Source organism: Gluconacetobacter tumulicola (assembly GCF_014174215.1).
Classification (GTDB): Bacteria; Pseudomonadota; Alphaproteobacteria; order Acetobacterales; family Acetobacteraceae; genus Gluconacetobacter; species Gluconacetobacter tumulicola.
Window position 1 is genome coordinate 47588 of the sequence record NZ_JABEQL010000002.1, and the last position, 17232, is coordinate 64819.

Annotated in this window: 19 protein-coding genes and 1 tRNA gene; 1 reads left to right on the forward strand and 19 read right to left on the reverse strand. The window is 60.2% G+C overall.

Going from position 1 to position 17232, the window contains the following annotated elements; genetic code table 11:
• The first annotated feature begins 124 nt into the window (after positions 1 to 124).
• The gene (locus HLH29_RS01610; RefSeq protein WP_182964273.1) at positions 125 to 496 is read left to right on the forward strand and encodes a flagellar biosynthesis regulator FlaF; all 372 of its coding nucleotides are present in this window, start codon (positions 125 to 127) and stop codon (positions 494 to 496) included.
• Between the two features lie 90 nt (positions 497 to 586).
• Here the strand turns inward: HLH29_RS01610 and HLH29_RS01615 are convergent, their stop codons facing one another.
• The 19 genes from HLH29_RS01615 to HLH29_RS01705 form a co-directional block, all read right to left on the reverse strand.
• On the reverse strand, positions 587 to 973 hold the full coding sequence (locus HLH29_RS01615; RefSeq protein ID WP_182964274.1) for a hypothetical protein: 387 nt from the start codon (positions 971 to 973) through the stop codon (positions 587 to 589).
• Positions 974 to 1001: 28 nt separating this feature from the next.
• Positions 1002 to 1562 carry a chemotaxis protein CheD gene (locus HLH29_RS01620; RefSeq protein WP_338030155.1) on the reverse strand — a complete coding sequence of 187 codons (561 nt, stop codon included), beginning with the start codon at positions 1560 to 1562 and terminating at the stop codon, positions 1002 to 1004.
• Positions 1559 to 1948: a response regulator gene (locus tag HLH29_RS01625; protein ID WP_182964275.1), complete on the reverse strand. Its 390-nt coding sequence runs from the start codon at positions 1946 to 1948 to the stop codon at positions 1559 to 1561. Before HLH29_RS01625 ends, HLH29_RS01620 begins: the two co-directional genes overlap by 4 nt.
• 108 nt (positions 1949 to 2056) lie before the next feature.
• Positions 2057 to 3094, reverse strand: coding sequence for a chemotaxis-specific protein-glutamate methyltransferase CheB (locus HLH29_RS01630; RefSeq protein WP_182964276.1), 1038 nt, complete (start codon positions 3092 to 3094; stop codon positions 2057 to 2059).
• A 3-nt stretch (positions 3095 to 3097) separates the two neighbouring features.
• On the reverse strand, positions 3098 to 3928 hold the full coding sequence (locus tag HLH29_RS01635) for a CheR family methyltransferase (RefSeq protein WP_246373630.1): 831 nt from the start codon (positions 3926 to 3928) through the stop codon (positions 3098 to 3100).
• A gap of 8 nt (positions 3929 to 3936) precedes the next feature.
• Positions 3937 to 4407, reverse strand: a complete 471-nt coding sequence (locus HLH29_RS01640; RefSeq protein ID WP_182964278.1) for a chemotaxis protein CheW — start codon at positions 4405 to 4407, stop codon at positions 3937 to 3939.
• Positions 4408 to 4447: 40 nt separating this feature from the next.
• The gene (locus HLH29_RS01645) at positions 4448 to 6730 is read right to left on the reverse strand and encodes a chemotaxis protein CheA (protein ID WP_246373632.1); all 2283 of its coding nucleotides are present in this window, start codon (positions 6728 to 6730) and stop codon (positions 4448 to 4450) included.
• Between the two features lie 28 nt (positions 6731 to 6758).
• A complete protein-coding gene (locus HLH29_RS01650) occupies positions 6759 to 7142 on the reverse strand; it encodes a response regulator (RefSeq protein WP_182964280.1) in 384 nt (127 codons plus the stop codon).
• A complete protein-coding gene (locus HLH29_RS01655; protein ID WP_182964281.1) occupies positions 7139 to 7438 on the reverse strand; it encodes a hypothetical protein in 300 nt (99 codons plus the stop codon). Before HLH29_RS01655 ends, HLH29_RS01650 begins: the two co-directional genes overlap by 4 nt.
• The gene (locus HLH29_RS01660; protein WP_182964282.1) at positions 7438 to 8940 is read right to left on the reverse strand and encodes a methyl-accepting chemotaxis protein; all 1503 of its coding nucleotides are present in this window, start codon (positions 8938 to 8940) and stop codon (positions 7438 to 7440) included. Before HLH29_RS01660 ends, HLH29_RS01655 begins: the two co-directional genes overlap by 1 nt.
• A 593-nt stretch (positions 8941 to 9533) precedes the next feature.
• Positions 9534 to 10268 (reverse strand): flagellar type III secretion system pore protein FliP, encoded by a 735-nt coding sequence (gene fliP / locus HLH29_RS01665; RefSeq protein WP_182964439.1) that lies wholly within the window; start codon positions 10266 to 10268, stop codon positions 9534 to 9536.
• A gap of 186 nt (positions 10269 to 10454) precedes the next feature.
• Positions 10455 to 10826 (reverse strand): hypothetical protein, encoded by a 372-nt coding sequence (locus tag HLH29_RS01670; RefSeq protein ID WP_182964283.1) that lies wholly within the window; start codon positions 10824 to 10826, stop codon positions 10455 to 10457.
• A gap of 12 nt (positions 10827 to 10838) precedes the next feature.
• A complete protein-coding gene (gene fliN, locus HLH29_RS01675) occupies positions 10839 to 11210 on the reverse strand; it encodes a flagellar motor switch protein FliN (RefSeq protein WP_182964284.1) in 372 nt (123 codons plus the stop codon).
• Between the two features lie 17 nt (positions 11211 to 11227).
• Positions 11228 to 11881, reverse strand: coding sequence for a FliH/SctL family protein (locus HLH29_RS01680; protein ID WP_182964285.1), 654 nt, complete (start codon positions 11879 to 11881; stop codon positions 11228 to 11230).
• A 104-nt stretch (positions 11882 to 11985) separates the two neighbouring features.
• On the reverse strand, positions 11986 to 13002 hold the full coding sequence (gene fliG, locus HLH29_RS01685; protein ID WP_182964440.1) for a flagellar motor switch protein FliG: 1017 nt from the start codon (positions 13000 to 13002) through the stop codon (positions 11986 to 11988).
• Positions 13003 to 13030: 28 nt separating this feature from the next.
• The gene (gene fliF, locus HLH29_RS01690; protein ID WP_182964286.1) at positions 13031 to 14680 is read right to left on the reverse strand and encodes a flagellar basal-body MS-ring/collar protein FliF; all 1650 of its coding nucleotides are present in this window, start codon (positions 14678 to 14680) and stop codon (positions 13031 to 13033) included.
• A gap of 291 nt (positions 14681 to 14971) precedes the next feature.
• A complete protein-coding gene (locus HLH29_RS01695) occupies positions 14972 to 15307 on the reverse strand; it encodes a hypothetical protein (RefSeq protein WP_182964287.1) in 336 nt (111 codons plus the stop codon).
• A 267-nt stretch (positions 15308 to 15574) separates the two neighbouring features.
• Complete coding sequence (locus tag HLH29_RS01700; protein ID WP_246373634.1) at positions 15575 to 16447, reverse strand: MotE family protein; 873 nt, start codon at positions 16445 to 16447, stop codon at positions 15575 to 15577.
• Between the two features lie 593 nt (positions 16448 to 17040).
• Positions 17041 to 17126: transfer RNA gene (locus HLH29_RS01705), tRNA-Tyr, on the reverse strand.
• Positions 17127 to 17232: the final 106 nt, after the last annotated feature.

Sequence of the window (17232 nt, forward strand, 5' to 3'; positions counted from 1 at the left end):
ACGTAAAATGTGGCAAGCCAGGGCTGGGGTTCCCTGTTCCGGCGACCCGGACGGGATGGCCCTGGACGACGGAATAGGCTAAAACGACCAGTATCGAGTATGACAAATCGCAGATGGTACGACGATGATTCATCCAGCACTTCGTGCTTATCAGACTGTGACGGAGTCCGCCCTGACGGGAAGGGAAGCCGAATCTATCTGTTTCAGAATGCTTATCGATGAGCTGGAGGCCGCCAGCCAGAGTTCTGATCTGCATGTCCGCAATCGGGCTCTGAACAGGCATCAACGCCTGTGGTCGATGATCATGAGGGCAAACATTCCGGATAATGGCCTGGCGGTCGAGGAGGATCGAAAGCTTTTTGTCAGGATGGCCGATCAGGCACAGAAATATGGCATCAGAGCCATCCTGGATTCCGGCCTGTCTCTGATGCCCCTCATCGAGATTGCGGAAAACGTCCTTGCCGGATTGGAAACGGTGTCGGGAGGAATTGAATAAAGCCCCGGTCCGCGCCTGCGCTGCTCGAAGGCAGTTGCCCGGAGGGATTCCAATACGGGTTGGCGCAGCGGTCTTGGGATATGGCGAGATTTAGAAGAGGTCTATTTTACCAGCCATCGTGGATTGATCCGGCATGTCCCCACCTTTCAGGACCTGTATGACGTCCCCCAGCGTGACTCCTTCATATAAGTGAGCCACGCTTACAGTGTCCGCGATCCCGGTCGGAGCAAGAGACATCAGGTTTCTCAGTACTGTTGCCACGGATGCGACCGTCTGCGTCGCCAGGTCCAGTTTTTGCAGGCGACACATTTCCGCGCTGGTCATCGAGGTGTCATGCATGCATTCCGCCACGACCTGCTGGGCGCCTGCCAGTTCCTCGCCGGCCATGTCCAGGAGACGCATGACCTTGAGGACGGTGTCATGCACCGTGATTTCCAGGTCTGACGGTCCTTGGGTGGCGGTGGCACGCATGGTCATCGTGGTGTCTCTCTCCATGCTCTGGTGATCAGAACAGTTCAACGCTGGAACTGGCCTCGCGCGCCCATCTGCGTTCGGCTTCGGCCTCTTGCCGGTTATAGGCTTCTTCCTGACGGACGATGGCCTGGCCATCCTGTATCAGGTTCTGCTGGGCTTTTCCGGATGTCGGCCAGAACCGCACCCGTCTGGCCTGGGTGCCGCCGAGGCTTTGTGCGATGCAGGGGATGCTTTCGTCCGCCAGATATTGCAGGACAAAGACGCTGTTTTCCTGCCCGATGCGGCCCAGGGACGGGACGATGGCCGCGCCTCCGAAAGCCTTGCAGCGCAGGCGGTCGCGTTTGCCGCCTGCCTTCAGGATGCCGTTGATGAGCTTTTCCATGGCATTGACACCGAAACGCATGGCGGTGCCGCCATGCCTCTCGCCCCCGCCGGGCAAGAGAAAATGATTCATGCCGCCAACTTCGGTCACCGGATCGAACATGCACACCGAAATGCAGGACCCCAGGAGGGTCACGAGAAGTGCGGACGGATTGTTCGAAACGATGACTTCGCCTTGTACAACTGTCGTCGGTGTCAGGGGGGGGGTCACGTGATGGGTCCGAACACCTTTTCGAGAACTTCACGCAGTTTCGCGACCGTGTAGGGCTTGGCGAGAAAATTGTTCACCCCTGCCTTGACTGCTTCCTGAACAAGGTCCCGACTGGCTTCGCCGGTCAGGATGATGAACGCGACCTTCTGCGTCTTGGGATTGCCCCGGACCGCACGCAGCAGTTCAAGTCCGTCCATGACGGGCATGTTGAAGTCCGAGATGACCAGATGCGTCGGATTCTGGCCAAGGTACTCGATGGCTTCCTTGCCGTCCTTCCTTTGCGCGACATGGGCGAAGCCCAGTTGCAGCAGGCTGTTGGCCAGAATCTGGCGAATGGAAGACTGGTCATCGACAACGAGGACCCTGATTTGTGAAGCCGCGGGCATTTTTCTTCCTCTTTCCCTTTGAGGTCCGGCGAGGCGCGCCGGTATCAGTCGTCGTGCATGGTGAGCGCGCATGGCAGCAATGCGTCATCGCGCGCTATTCGGCTCGTATTAGCGTATCTGGGCGTTCATGGCGGCAGCACTGATCTGATCAAGAGGGACGATCTGGGAGGCTGCGCCGAGTTCGGCGGCAACCCGCGGCATTCCATAGACGACCGAGGATGCCCTGTCTTGCGCAATTGTCCAGGCTCCGGCCCGGTGCATTGCAAGCAGGCCCTCGGCGCCATCCTGCCCCATGCCGGTCAGGATGATGCCCATGGCATGGTTGCCCGCATATTCCGCGACGGAGTCGAAGAGGACGTCGACAGATGGACAATGACCATTGACTGGGGCGGCTTTCAGCAATCGTGTCACATATTGGCCGTCGCGCCGTTCCACGGACATGTGGCGGTCGCCTCCGGGGGCAATGCGGACCATGCCGGGCAGCAGGACTTCGCCATTGCGGGCTTCGCTGATGGAGAGGGCCTCGATCTTCTGGTTCAGCCTGTTGGCGAAACTCGCCGTGAACAAGGCCGGCATGTGCTGGCAGACGACGATGGGCGGGCTCTGGCGCGGGAAACCCGACAGCACCTGTTCCAGGGCTTCCACCCCGCCCGTCGACGCGCCGATCGCAACCAGCCTGAAATCGTGGGACCAGGCTTTCTGGTGCTGTTGCGCGGAGGCCGGATCGTTGCGCTGGAATTTCGCGACGGGGGAATGGGCCGCCTGCCGGACGAGGCGGGCCAGGCCAGCAAAGGCGTCGCCACCGGGCGTCACGGACAAGGGTTTGGGAAAGCAATCGAACGCGCCCATCTGCAGGGCGGTGATCGCGATATCCGCTCCGCGCGCAGTCAAGCCCGACACCATCACGACGGGAATCGGGCGCAGCCGCATGATCTTGTCGAGAAACTGCAGGCCGTTCATGCTCGGCATCTCGACGTCGAGCGTGATCACGTCCGGCTGATCCTTGATGATCAGGTCCCGGGCTTCGATCGGGTTCGCCGCCTCACCGCAGATGACGATATCGGGATGCTGTGCGAAGGAGCGCCGGATCAGGGCCCTTGCCGTTCGTGAATCGTCAACCACGAGAACCTTTATCGGCTTCTCCACGCTTCAATGGTCCTTTCGGTAAATGGTCGGCGCAACCTGTATCAGACCGCACGCGCTTGCACAGGATACGCGCTCGGAATGGCCGACATACAGAAAGCCACCTGGTTCGAGCTTGTCGGCCAGGCGCTGCCAAAGGCGTTCGCGGGTGGCGTCATCGAAATAGATGACGACGTTCCGGCAGAAAATGGCTGAAAAAGACCCCTGGATTGGCCAGGAGGCATTGAGATTGAGGACGCGGAATGCGGGCAGGCGGCGAATCGGGCCGGCAAACCGGTAATCCCCGTCGTCGGACGGCTCCATGAACTGCGATTTCCTGCCGGCGGGAATGGCCTCGACCTCTTCGGCATTGTAGGCGCCTTCGGTGGCCTGGGCGACGACATTGGCGTTGATGTCGGTCGCAAGGATGCGAAAATCGTGCGAGGCCGCGTCGGGAAAGGCCGTCATGACAGACATGGCGATGCTCCAGGGCTCCTGACCCGTGGAACAGGCGGCCGACCACACGCGTCCCCGTCTGCCCGCACGAACCTGCGGGGCGAGATGGGGGATCACGACGGATTCGAGATGATCGAAATGGTTCTTTTCCCGGAAGAAACTCGTGACGTTCGTGGTCAGGGCGAAGATCAGGTTCTGCATTTCGCCCTCGCCGGCGGACGACGTCACGAAATCCAGATAGGCCTGGAATGAACCCTGCCCCCGCTCCCGCACCCGGCGGGAAACGCGCGAATAGACGAGGGCCTTCTTGGTCGTGGGAAGATGGATGCCTGCCTGCTCGCGCGCGATCTGCCGGACTCTCTGGAAATCGGCATCCGTATATTCAGACTCACTGGCCGGCATCAGGTCTTTCATTCGGAAACCGTATCCCCGACCAATTGCCCGACGACGGTGTCCAGGCGCAGGATACCGATCATCCGGTCATCGACCAGTACCAGCCCGGCCAGGCAACTGCCTTCCTCAGATACGGCCTGCACGTCCTTGAGGTCGATATCGGCCATGTCGATGACGCGATCCACCAGCAATCCGCAGACGACGCCGTCCTTCGATTCGACGATGACCGCGACCCGGCGGGGATTGTCGGGCTGTGGCGGCACGTTCAGGTAGATCGCGAGGTCGATCACCGTCAGGATGATCCCGCGCAGGTTGATGGCCCCGCAGACATAGGGGGGAGCGAAAGGCAGGGTCGTGGTCTTTTCGAACCCACGGATCTCGCGAACGCTGAGGATCGGAATGCAATATTCCTGCACACCGATGGCGAACACGATCATCTTGACGATCTTGGGATCCGTGGCCCTCTTGAGTTCGATCTGCTCCGTCATCTTGCTTCCCTGCTTAAATGTCGATTGCCGTATGGCGCGGCTAGGCTGCCAGTTCCGGGCGGGTGTTTGATGGCTTGCTGTCGATATGTCCAATGGCGGAGGCCACCAGCGCCGAGACATCGAGGATCAGGGAAACGCTGCCGTCACCGAGAATGGTTGCCGCCGATACGCCGAATATCTGCCGGTAGTTGCTCTCGATGCTCTTGATGACAACCTGGGTCTGGTCCCGGATTTCATCGACAATGAGGGCGGCGCGGGCGCCGGATTCGTTCTCGACGACAAGAATGATCGAGGCATCGAGGGAATCGCGTGGCGGTGCGTCGGACAGTTTCAGCGCCGTGGCCAGCGGAATCAGCGGCATGCAGTCGCCGCGGATGGAAATCACGTTGCTGCCGTCGGGCAGGGCATAAATATCGCTCTGTTTGACGATCATGGTTTCGATGATCGACGAGATCGGAATGACCATGGTCGATCCGCCGGCGACGATCAGCATGCCATCGAGAATGGCCAGGGTCAGAGGCAGGCTGAAACCGAATGTGGTTCCCTTGCCGGGGGTGCTGCTGATCGTGATTCTGCCGCCCAGGCTTTGAATGGCCTGTTTGACGACATCCATGCCGACGCCGCGGCCGGAGAGGTTGGAAACCGTCGCTGCCGTCGAAAAGCCCGGCATGAAGATCAGGTTGTTGATCTCGTCATCCGACAGTACCGCATTGGGCGGGATGATGCCCCGTTTGACCGCCGTTTCGAAGACGCGTTGACGGTTGATACCGGCGCCGTCGTCCTTGATGGTGATCAGGATCCTACCCGAACGGTGCTCGGCGGACAGGACGATGTGGCCTTCCGCCGGCTTGCCGGCGGCGATGCGGGCTTCCGTGCTTTCAATGCCGTGATCCACGGCGTTCCGCAGCATGTGGGTCAACGGATCGGTCAGCTTTTCGACCAGCGTCCGGTCGACTTCCGTATCCTCGCCCTCGAGCGTCAGGACGATGTCCTTGCCGGTCATGGAACAGGCTTCGCGCACCACGCGCTGCATGCGCTGGAAGACGGCGCGGACGGGCTGGGCCCGTACCGCCATGACGGCATCCTGGATATCCCGTGTCAGGGACTGCATGCTGCTGATGCTCTGGACCAGTTCATGCTGTCCCGCGGCATCGGTCCGGCGGGAGAGGGATTCGATCGCTGCCTGTGCAATCACCAGTTCGCCGACCAGATCCATCAGGTCGTCGATCCGATGCAGGTCGACACGAATCGATGCCTGCTCGGGCTTGCGGGCGGCGGCCTGCGCGGCCCCGGTGACCGGAGGCGGCGTGGCGGTGCTGCCGGGAGGGAGATCGAGCGCCGCCGCAACCGGCATGGGGAAAAGTGCTTCAACCGGAGGCGGCAACGCAGGCTCGGGAGCTGGGGGCTCTGCCGCGCGTTCTTCCTCGGGCGGGGGAGCGGCTGCGGCTTCCGTTTCCGCCGGTTCGGCCTGTCCTCCGTCCTGTTCCGGGGGGATTTCGTCCTCGGTGGATTCGCGGACGATCGAGAAATCGCAGTCTTCGCTGACCCAGTCGAAGACCGCATTGGTGCTTTCTTCCGAGACTTCGGGTGGCAGGACGATATGCCAGGTAAGGTAGGATTTGTCGGGAACCAGATCGGCGAGGGGAGGGAGTGCTGACCAGTCGCAACTGGTCTGGATCTCGCCACCGCATTCCCGGGCGATGTCGGCCAGGCCGATCAGGATGTTTCGTGCATCGTCGCCGCGTTCGTACAGCGCGTCATGAGGATGGAAGGTCACGCGCAGCGCGGCGGCGGCCGGCGCGGGTTTCTCTTCGCCGAAGTCGAAATCAAAGGGAATCGGTTCGAAATCCGCCGTGACGGGTTCGAAATCTATGGGGACAGGGGAAAAATCCACCGGAATGACGTCTTCGGTCGTCGCTGCCGAGGCGGTGCCGTCATGATCCCCTCCGGTTCTGTTGATGGCTGCCAGTTCGGCGTGGCTCTCGGCGACGCGCGTCGGATCGACCGCCGCGCCGCCACGGGCCTCGTTGACCAGATCGCTCAGGACGTCCATCGCCTTGAGGAAGGTCTTGACGACGTCGTGGGTCGGCGCGAAACGCCCCGAACGCAGGCCATCGAGAGAATTTTCGAAGACGTGCGAAAACCGCACAAGGTTATCGAGCCCGAAAGACGCTGCCCCGCCCTTGATGGAATGCACGGCGCGAAAGACAGCGTTGACGGTTTCATGCTCGGACTCGCCGTCCGACAAAGCCGAGAGCCCGCGTTCGAGCTCCTGTAGCTGCTCGTCACATTCCTGGAAGAAGATCTGGAGGATATCGTCCATATCGGAACTCATGCCGTCCCCGCTTTTTTCAGGCCGTTACCCGACGGATTGCCGCAACCAGACTGTCGGAGCTGAACGGTTTGATGATCCATCCCGTCGCCCCGGCTGCCCTGGCCCTGGCCTTCTTCTCCGGATCGCTTTCCGTGGTCAGGACGATAATCGGCAGATGCTTGAACGCGGCCATCTTTCGAACGGACTCAATCACGCCGAAACCATCCATGCGCGGCATGTTGATATCTGTAATGATTACGTCGGGAGGGGGGCTGGCGCTTTCCAGGACCTCGATGCCCTCCACGCCGTCCCCGCCCTGAATCACATCGTGGCCGGCTTCTTCCAGCGCCTTGCGCAGCATGCCTTGCATGGTTCGGGAATCATCAATCGTCAGAACACGCAAAATCTTTTTTTCCGTCATGCTGAAAGCTCGCTGGAGGAAGTGGAAGGTTCTGACAGGAACTCACTGACCCCGAAAAGGGCGAACGCTTCCCTGACTTTCTCTGACGGCGCGACCAGGGGGCGACCGCTTGCCAGAAGAACCTGAAGGCACAGGCCGCCGATATACGCAATGCCTGAGGCGTCCAGAGCGGAACCCTCCGCCTCGGCCTGCGCGACAAGATCCTTGAGCGCCTCGACCGCCGCAGTGTCCAGGCGTTCTGGCAATGGAACTGGGGCGATGGAGAGCGTGGGGCCCGCTTCGTCTTCAGCGATCATCAGAAATCTTCCCATCCCTGATCGGATGAGGTGGTCAGCAGCGGTGTGGCTGACACGCTGGCGTTGGCCGACCGCGGGGGCTTGGACGCCGGCGCCCGTCCCGAGGAAATGGTAAAGGCATTTTCGTCGAACAGGCGTTCCCGATGATCATCGTCGACCTTGAACCGGCTGATGGTCTGGGTCAGCGTTCTGGTTTCCGCCGTGAGATTATGGCTGGCGGCTGTCGTTTCCTCGACCATCGCGGCGTTCTGCTGAGTCACCTGATCCATGTCGCCGATCGACGCGGTGACTTCGGACAGACGCTGGGCCTGGTCGCGGGTGGAGACGGAAATCTCTTCAACCCGCGTCGAAATGTTCTGCGTGCTGCCGGCGAATTCGCTCAGGTACCGTCCGGTCTGCTGCACCAGGTCGACGCCCTTGTCGACCTGCTCCGCCGAGACGGAAATCAGGCGCTTGATCTCGCTGGCCGACTTGGCGGATTTTTCGGCAAGGGACCTGACTTCCTGCGCGACCACGGCGAAGCCTCGCCCGGCATCCCCGGCCCGGGCGGCCTCGACGCCTGCGTTCAGGGCCAGCACGTTGGTCTGGAAGGCAATACCGTCGATAACCGAAATGATCTCGCCGATCGCGTCGGATGATTTCTTGATGCCATCCATGGCCCGCGTCGTCTCGGTCATGATATCGGTGGCCGATTTCACCTTGTCCAGGGATTGTTTCGCTTCGGAGTTGGCCTCGGAGCTGGCTTTGGCCGTGCGCTGGACACCATCGGTAATGGTGCGGACCGAAGCCGCGGCCTGACCGAGATTGGCGGCCTGCTTCTCCGTTCGTTTCGCCAAATCGTCGGACGCGGTCGAAATCTCGGTGGCGCCGGTCGCGATCAGTTCCGAATTGCTGGCCAGGGCGCGCAGTGCATCGTTCAGGTGCGACGCCGAATTGTTAAACGCGTCGCGCAGGGGGGCGAATTCGCCGTTGAAAATCGTGGAGGTGATCCGGGTCCGCAGATCGCCGCGCGCCATGTCTGCCAAGGCGGAACCGAGGGCGTCGATCACTTCGTGGGTCTGCTTGTCGCGGGTTTGGCTGCGTTCGAGCGATTGCTGAATTTCCGCGGCCATGGCGGCCTGGCGGGCCTGCGCCGCGTTCTGCTCCTGAACGATGCGGGCGAATTCGACCATCACACGGGCCATGCGCCCGGTACCGTCCTGGTTTTCAAGAAACGGTACATTGCCGGAAATTTCGCCGCGCCCAAGCCGTTCGCCGAGATCGGTCAGCGTCTCAAGCGGCTCCGTCACTACGCGCGTCAGCATGAACCAGATCAGTTGGACGACGACCGCGCCAAAGGCGAGGGCGCACATGTTCACGAAGAACATGTGCTGGATCGGCTCATGGATGAAATATCCGAAGGCTTCTATAACGATCTGAAGCAACAGATAGGCTTCCAGACCCAGCATCACGGTTCTGATCTTGCTCCGGAACGGTGCGTCCCGATACAGCCAATTCAACATGCTGATCTAACTTTCCTTACACACCTGGCGGGGCGCCGTCATGTGGAGCTACGCGCGGTCTCGCTTCGATGGCACGCCGGATTCTGATGGTTTTTCACGGCGTCTTTCTGCCCTGCGCCGAGGATAATAGGCTGGTGCTTGTTCTCCAAGGCCCTTGGGGGCGCTTGTAAAGAGATGTTTTTATTTGAATGTCGGTCTGTGGCGCGCGATGCAGGATCGTGGCGGGCTTTCCGGTCGGCCCGCCTGGAGCCGGACGGCAGGACGTGGTCCTTGCATGAGATTGCTCGCCAACTTCGAACGCCTGCATTGCCTGTTGGCCATTCCCGCTTTGTCTGCTGCCGCCGGAACGGAGCATTTCCCGAGAGAAGGGCCAGGGAGAAGGCCTCTTTTACCCTTCAGGAGTTGATATCGGGCATGACGTAAATCAATTAATAAGTCGTTAAATCTTATCGTGAGTGGGGTGCCGCTTCTACCGGCTTCGGGTTTCGGCTGCGAGTCGCGGTGGATATGTTTTCCCGCCTGCTGAACAATCGGATGATGCGGGAACGCGTTCATTCATGCGGCCCCGACATGGCGGGACCACCATGATTCGTTCATCCGCCGAAGCTTCGGACCAAGCCGCCCGCCACCATCTGCCAGCCATCGACCATGACGAAGAAGATGAGCTTGAACGGCAGCGAGATGGTCGCCGGGGGCAGCATCATCATGCCCAGGCTCATCAGCACGCTTGCCGTGACGATATCAATGACGAGAAACGGAAGATAAAGCAGGAAACCCATTTCGAAGCCGCGACTGAGTTCACCGATCATGAAAGCCGGCATGATGACCCGCCAGGGTGTTTCGGCCGCCGTCTTCGGCGCCGGTAGATTGGCCAGATGCTGGAAGGTCGCGATGTCGGCCGGTCGGGCATTGGCAAGCATGAAGGTGCGAAAGGGTTCGGCCGTCGCCTTCAGACCATCGATCTCGCTGACTTGTCCTTCCATCATGGGGATGATGCCGTGGGTCCAGGACTGTTCAAGGACCGGCTGCATGACAAAGAAGGTGAGGAACATCGCGAGTCCGATGATCACTGTATTCGGCGGTGTTCCCTGCGCGCCAATGGCGCCGCGCAGGAGCGACAGGACTATGATGATGCGTGTGAACGCGGTGACCATCACCAGCAGGCTGGGGGCGAGGGACAGCACGGTGATGAGCGCTGTTAACTGAATGAGGCGACTCGTCGTTCCCGCGTCTCCGAGCCCCTTGCCGAGATCGAGGGTCAGAGCCTGCGCGTGGGTCAGATCCGGAATGACAGCTAGCGTCACGAAGGCCAGAGTGCCGGTGATGATGGCCCCGGAACCGGTAGGACGGCTCGTGAGCAGTCGGACTGTCAACGCGTCATGCTCCTCTGTTCATCTCGATTGCGATGAAGCTCCGAATCCGCATTCTGGGACGTTCGGCACGGTTTCATAAGATATTCCCATGGCGGCCCTCCGGTGACCGCGCAGGCTCCCGCGCTTCGGGCTGGTACGCAATCAGCCGGCATGGATATCCGAAGGCTGGGCGGCCGATGGCAGAATGGGCGGAGGGGAGGCGCCCTGCTCGTCCACCCATCCCAGGAACAGGTCGTTTCCGCCACCGGTCAGGATCAGTCCCGTTTTCCTGTTGTATCGTATGATGCTGAGCCGGCGACGCTGATCGACGGCCAGGCTTTCGACGATCGCCAGAGTGCGGGTCTGGCGCCCTTTCAGCAGATATGGCTCCAGATATTTCAGGCCGTGGCGGCTGAGGAGAATGAGTGCGATGACGATCGCGAACGACGCAAGATAGGCGAGCCATGCGAACGACCCGATACCATACGCCAGTGATCCCGTCTGGGACGTGGTAAGAAGGCCTGTCCCAGACATATTCTGCCCCTTTCAGCCCTGCGCGGTCGGAGACGAGGAAAGGATTTCCGTCATCGTCACGCCGATATGGTTATCATCGACGACCACGACTTCACCGCGCGCGATCAGGCGGTTGTTCGCATAGATGTCTACCGCTTCGCCCAGTTTCTTGTTCAGTTCCACGACCGCGCCGCGGCCCAGCCGCAGTAACTGGCTGACCGGCATCGTTGCCGTGCCGATGACGGCCGTGATTCGGACCGGGATGTCGTAGACAGCCTCCATCTGGCTGGCGCCGACGGTGCTCGCGTCCTTGTCGCCCTGTTCCGGTGCGCTGGCGGCCGGAGACGCCGCCGACGCGTTGGTGGAGAAATCCTCCAGTCCGATATGTCCGCTATCCGAGTTCATGTTTCTCTCCGCCTGGTCTAAGCTTTCGGTGTTGGCTGATCTGCGCGCTGTCCGGCCAGTGCCGTGACGGCGGTGATAATTTTTTCCGCAATTGATTTTCGCCACTGTTGCGGATCGATGACAATGTTATTCGCCGCCGAAACGATACTGATGGCGGCGGGTCCGGTATCGGGTACGGTTTCTATACGAATGCGCCCGTCTGTCCCGGCGACCTGTCCCAGAGAATGCGCATCGGCCTCCCGGCAGCGGATTGTGACATCGCCTTCGCATTCCCTGGCGAAGCACGCCGCGTCCGCGACTAGGTCGCGCTCCAGCCCGACAAGCATCGTGCTGTCCAGAGCCAGCAGGCCCCCGACGATCTCCACCACGGCAGCGACGAAGGCTCGGGTAGCGTCCTCGACGACCTGATGCCGCCGGACGTTCTCGGTTTCGAACGCCGCGGCGAGAGATGACAGACGGGATATGAATTCACTGTGCAGGGCCTCTTCCCTCTCCTTCGCACCTTGCTCGAGGCCTTCGCGGAACGCTGCTTCGCGCAGAGACGCGAGGTCGTCGCAATGCATCGTGACAAGGTTGGGATCGGGTGTGGGCTCGGCGGCAGGGATTTCGGTTGCCGCGATGCGGTCCGGGTCGAGCCCCGGGGCCGCGCCAAAATCCTCCAGGTCGATCAATGGACGGGGCGCGCGACTACTGTCGGCCGCTCGCGCGGCCTTGGGGCGGGCGTCTGCTCCCCCCATGTCAGGCACATCCGACCAGCCGGAGGAAAGTGGAGAGGTCACGGAATGATCTCGTCATTGCCGGCGGTTTCGGTCAGGTCGATTTCACCGGCGTTGGCCAGGTTCTTGATCATGCCGACGATTTCGCCCTGTGCCGTTTCGACATCTTTGACGCGGACGGGGCCTAGCGACGCGATCTCTTCGAGGAGGATGCTACCGGCACGTTTGGACATGCATTGCAGGAAGAGCTTCCGGATGGTGTCGGAGGCGCCCTTCAGGGCCAGCGGCAATTTCTCTCGGTCGATTTCGTTGATGATCCGCATGAGCGAGTCGCGCGGCAGCCGCTTGATGTCTTCGAAGGTGAACATTAACGCCTTCACTTTTTCCATATCGTCGTGATTGCGCTTGTCCATCGCCTCCATCAGGCGGGTCTCAGTCTTGCGGTCGAAATTGTTAAAGACTTCAGCTAGCAATTCGTAGCTATCCCGCCGGGCCGGCCGACCGAGGGTCGAGATGAATTCGGAACGCAGCGTGGCTTCGACGCTGTCCAGAACTTCGCGCTGCACCGTCTCCATATGCAGGATCCGCATCATGACATCGGTGGCGTAATCGTCCGGCAGTAATGTCAGGACGCGGGCGGCGTGTGCGGGCTGCAGACGGGTCAGGATGACCGCGGCGGTCTGCGGGTATTCGCTGCGCAAGTAGTTGGCTAATACGGTTTCCTGCACGTTGCCCAGCTTGTCCCACATCGTCCGGCCAGCGGGGCCACGGATTTCGTCCATGATCTTTTCAACTTGGTCGGGGGGTAACGCCCGGCGCAGGAATTCCTCGGTGGTTTCATATGTACCCACCAGCCCGTCCGGCGATTCGAAGTTCTTCGTAAATTCCTGGCAGACGCTCTCGACCGTTTCAGCCGTCACGATACCGAGGCTGGCCATCGCAATGGAAATGTCGCGGATTTCGTCTTCATGCAGCAGTTTCAGCAGATTCGCTGCTTTGTCGCGTCCGATGGCCAGCATAAGGACTGCGGCTTTCTGCTTGCCGGACAGACGGGCTACAAGGGGTGAGGGCGCCATGAGTCCCGACGTGGCTTCCATCGCGGTTTCACTCACGGTCGCGTCCTTTCTTGATATCGGGAGCCGACAGCCAGTTGCGGATAATGAAGAGGGTCTCGCGGGGGCTCTGCTCTATACGGTCCGACACTCTTGCCAGCGCGGCCATCCGCAGTTTGCCTTCGATCCCTGCAATAGAGATAGTCTCGTCTTCATCGTCCTTGGCGGCGGCCAAGGCAGGTGCGCCCTGACCCGGAAGGTCGGCAGCGGCAGCCGGTGGCCCGCCCGGCAAGGATTCCAGGTGCGTCGTCGCGAGAAGCGCCGGCAGGTCCTTGCCGCGTCGTAGCATGGGCCGGACCGCCAGAAAGATGGCGCCGACCGCCAGGAGGATGGGAACAACCCATTCGGCCACGTAAAGCATGTTATCGCGGCTGAACAGGCTGGATTTGTCCGCTGCGAAGCTGCCTTCCTGGTCCGACATGAAGCGCATGGAAACGACACTGACTTCGTCGCCACGGCTCTTGTCGTAGCCGACAGCCGTCCTGACCAAGGCTGTCAGCCTGTCGACCTCGGCGGTGTCCAGCGGCTTCCAGATATCGTTGCCGTTCTTGTCCCTGGCGTATGTGCCGTCCACCAGAACGGCCAGGCTGATCTTGGAGACTCTTGGCCGAGTCTGGTTTATGATCCGGACTCGCTTGCCGATTTCGTAATTGTCGGTCTCTTCCTCGCGGTCATCGTTGGATCCGGTGCGATTGTTCTGGTTCGCACTGGCATTAGGAAGGTTGTTCGCGACTGAGGTGTTCGGCGTCGCTTCGGTATTGACGCTCTTGTCCGATGTCGTCTGCTGCGATCTCAGGACCTGCTGATTGGGGTCGTAGCTTTCCTCGGTTTCGCGAATTTCGTCCGTATTGATGGTGACGGCCGCCCGCGCGCGGACATGGCCGCTGCCCAGCGTGGGCACCAGGATCTCTTCGGCAGCCTGTGCAAGGCGCTGTTCTTCCGCGTGGCGGAATTTGTCGAGGGAGGCTTCCTGCCCATCCGTGCTGTCCGGATCGCCAGGCTTGGCCAGGACGTCGCCGCGGGTGTCGACGATCGAGATATTCTGCGGACGCAGGCCGGGGACGGCTGCCGCCACCAGGTTCTGGATGGCCTGGATACCGTCCGGCGCGATACGGCCCGCGCGGCCGATATCGAGTACCACGCTGGCCTGGGACGGGCTGGTCTGGGTCGAGAACAGGTCGCGATGAGGAAGGACGAGGTGAACCCGAACGTTGCGCACCCCCTGGAGGAGACGAATGGATCGTTCCAGTTCGCCTTCCATGGCCCGAGTTTCGTTGATCGTCTGTTCGAACTGCGTACTGGTGAGAGTCGCGCTCTTGTCAAACAGTTCGTATCCGATGCTTCCGCCGCTCGGCAGGCCGTCCTTGGCGAGCAGCAGTCGCGCATTGGCAACCTGGTCCTGCGGCACATAGATGCTTGTGCCGTCGTTGCTCGTTCTGGTGGCGATATGGGCTTTGGTCAGGTCGTCGACCATATGGGCGGCTTCGTTGAGGTCGACACCACCATAAAGAAGGGCCATCGACTGGCCGCTGGTCCGGGAGGCAAAGATACCGATCGCCGCAAGGAGGACTGCAGCGGCAGCCCCCATCACCATCAATCGTGTACGCCCCAGCCCCTTAAGGCCGGCCAATAAATTCTGCATAAGGAAACCGCTACGTTGATACAGTGCTGGACCGGGACTTCACGCAATCCCCAGGAAGTTTGATCATTCGAAATCTCTGCAGTTCGCGTTGCCATCGCGCTGTCAGGCGCATCAAGGCGATCCGGAAGCACTGTGTCGCCATCATAGCGCAGCCCGTCTTCTCAGGAAGGGAGAAACGGCAATTCATGACGAAAACCCCAAAAAACCGGATTTCATCATGAGACGACAGGCGGATGGGGCGCCTGCCGCGCGGGGGCGCGTGTTCCGAAACTTAGCTTCTGTTTCACTGTATCAGGGAAGATAGTCGTTGGTCGGCGGGGCCTGTTTGACGTCCATGTTCAGTCGGTCTGCATTCTGGTCTTGAGTCAGGCCTGTGGGTCCTTGGGCTACCTGCCGCGCGACATTTGGCATTTGGTCCGGACGACCCCAGCAATCTACGCCATTCCAGCTTTGCGTACAGTATGGCTGCGGAACGGGTGGTCTTGCCGGCGGCGCGCACCAATCCTCGCCTTCCTGAATATAACCGGCATTGCACTCACGGCCCGTGAGGTGCTGGGTGACGGTGTCGGCGGAGCAGCCCGCGAGAAGTGCGGTCATCAGAACCATCGCCCCGCGCTTGATTGTCATGACTGCTAGTTCCTGCCCCTCAGTAACACTGCGTTCCGGTCGCGTCGCGCCTGGTCGATCCAAAATACAGCATGGATGAATGACACGGAATATGCCCGTGCACGTGCGCCTTCACAACTGGCGGCGTCGTTTTTCCCGTGCAAAACCTTCGCAAGGAAAACAACCCCTTTCGCGAAATTCTTGAACGTAATGAATCCTGGGCTTCAGCTATGATTATTTCCAATCTGGATGAGCTGTTAGGGATCCGCCTGGTCGCGCAGGAAGCGGTCACTGGCGCGACAATTTCAGTGCGTCCTTGTCGGATTCGGATTGCTTCTGGTTGGCTTTGGATTGGGACCACCAGGTCAATGTCCCCGAATCCACAGGCTGTCCGGTCGTGCCGTCGAAGGATGTGCGAAGGGGGCGGAATGTCCTGACCCCCGCCATGTATTGCGAAACGATATTGACCCGCTCGGGCATCATGTACCCCATGATGGCCGATATCTTGCGGGGAGCCATCTTGTTGGCCACGGAAACGAGGACGTGGATGTCCATGATGTTGAAGACTGCGGCGGCCTCCTTGGGAGGCATTTCCTCATAGATTCGTACCAGCCTGTCTGTCTCGGCCGACATCGTTTCGCGATGCGCGGCCTGCCGTTCGGCTAGCGCGGCTATCGAGCTATCCAGGCTCCGCATCTTTTTATTGAGTGCCGCCTGGGCGGCATCGAGGATGTGTTTCTGCTCTTCCAGGTTTTTCTGTTCATTCTCGAAGGTCGACTGTCTCGCCAGGATATTCTGGACCAGATCCGTTTCCACCCTGTCGACTTCGGGATCGGCGCCCTGTTTCGGCGTTACTGTCGCCACCGCTGCCTTCGCCACATCAGGGCAATCGCCGTCCGCGCATGCTTCAGCGCGACGGGCAACGGTTGCCTGCGCGGTTGCGGGGCGCGTCCCCGCGTCGCGATCATCGGAGGGCAGGGCGGAGATCCACCCTTCGGTGGCATTCCTCTCGGCGTTTGGATTTGGATCTGTGTTTTCTGCGGATCTGCTCTGGCGTGGCTGCGGGACTGTGTCCTGCGTGGGCGGGTCATCGGCCTCTATGGCGTCGCCTTTCAGGTGGCCGGCGAGGGCGTGCATGTTCATCGCCAGCAGCAGAGTCATCAGAATTGACGAAACATGCACAAGCTTCCCGAATGACAGGCGAGGTATCAGCATCTTAACCTGATCGGCTTTCGGATTCGTGTCGATGACATGGCGTTGGCCCAAATCGGGAATGCGGGCAATTAACTGGATTTAAACAAACAATTCGGCGCAGATTTTTGCGATCTATTCGCTGCGAGTTCTCGTAAAGTATGTAACTGTCTTGCGTTTTTGCAAGTCATAGGGTCTCCGGAGGCATTGAATGCAACGGACGTTGTAATTCGGAAACCGTAATCACATGTTTTTAATACCGCGCAATAAAAATGCTGGGAATGAAGGTTTCTGTCAAGCCGGACCATGGCCTGACGGCCTATTTTCTCCCGGCCCGGATAAAGTGTAGCCTGTGGAAAGGCAAGGGGCGATGTCAGTATGCATTTCTGATGTGCGATGCTTCAAGCCGCCAAGTGGCCGTGCGCTTGTGTCGAGTAAGCGGGGCGTGACTTAAAGGCGCTGCCCGGCTTGGCTCTGTGCAGATTGTCTGGTTATTGCAGAGGAAGATGGCGTTCTTCTGCATTTATTGTGACAATTCTGTTTACCATCTTTTCTTGAAAGAATGGTGGAAGGGGTTGGATTCGAACCAACGTAGGCGCACGCCAGCGGATTTACAGTCCGCCCCCTTTAGCCACTCGGGCACCCTTCCGTGCTGGAGAGGGTGGTTAAGGCCATCGGCCGGACGTGTCAATGGTCTTGTCGTACGTTCTCTTGCTGCATGTCGTGACGGGGGGAACGGTTCGTCCTATATCGAG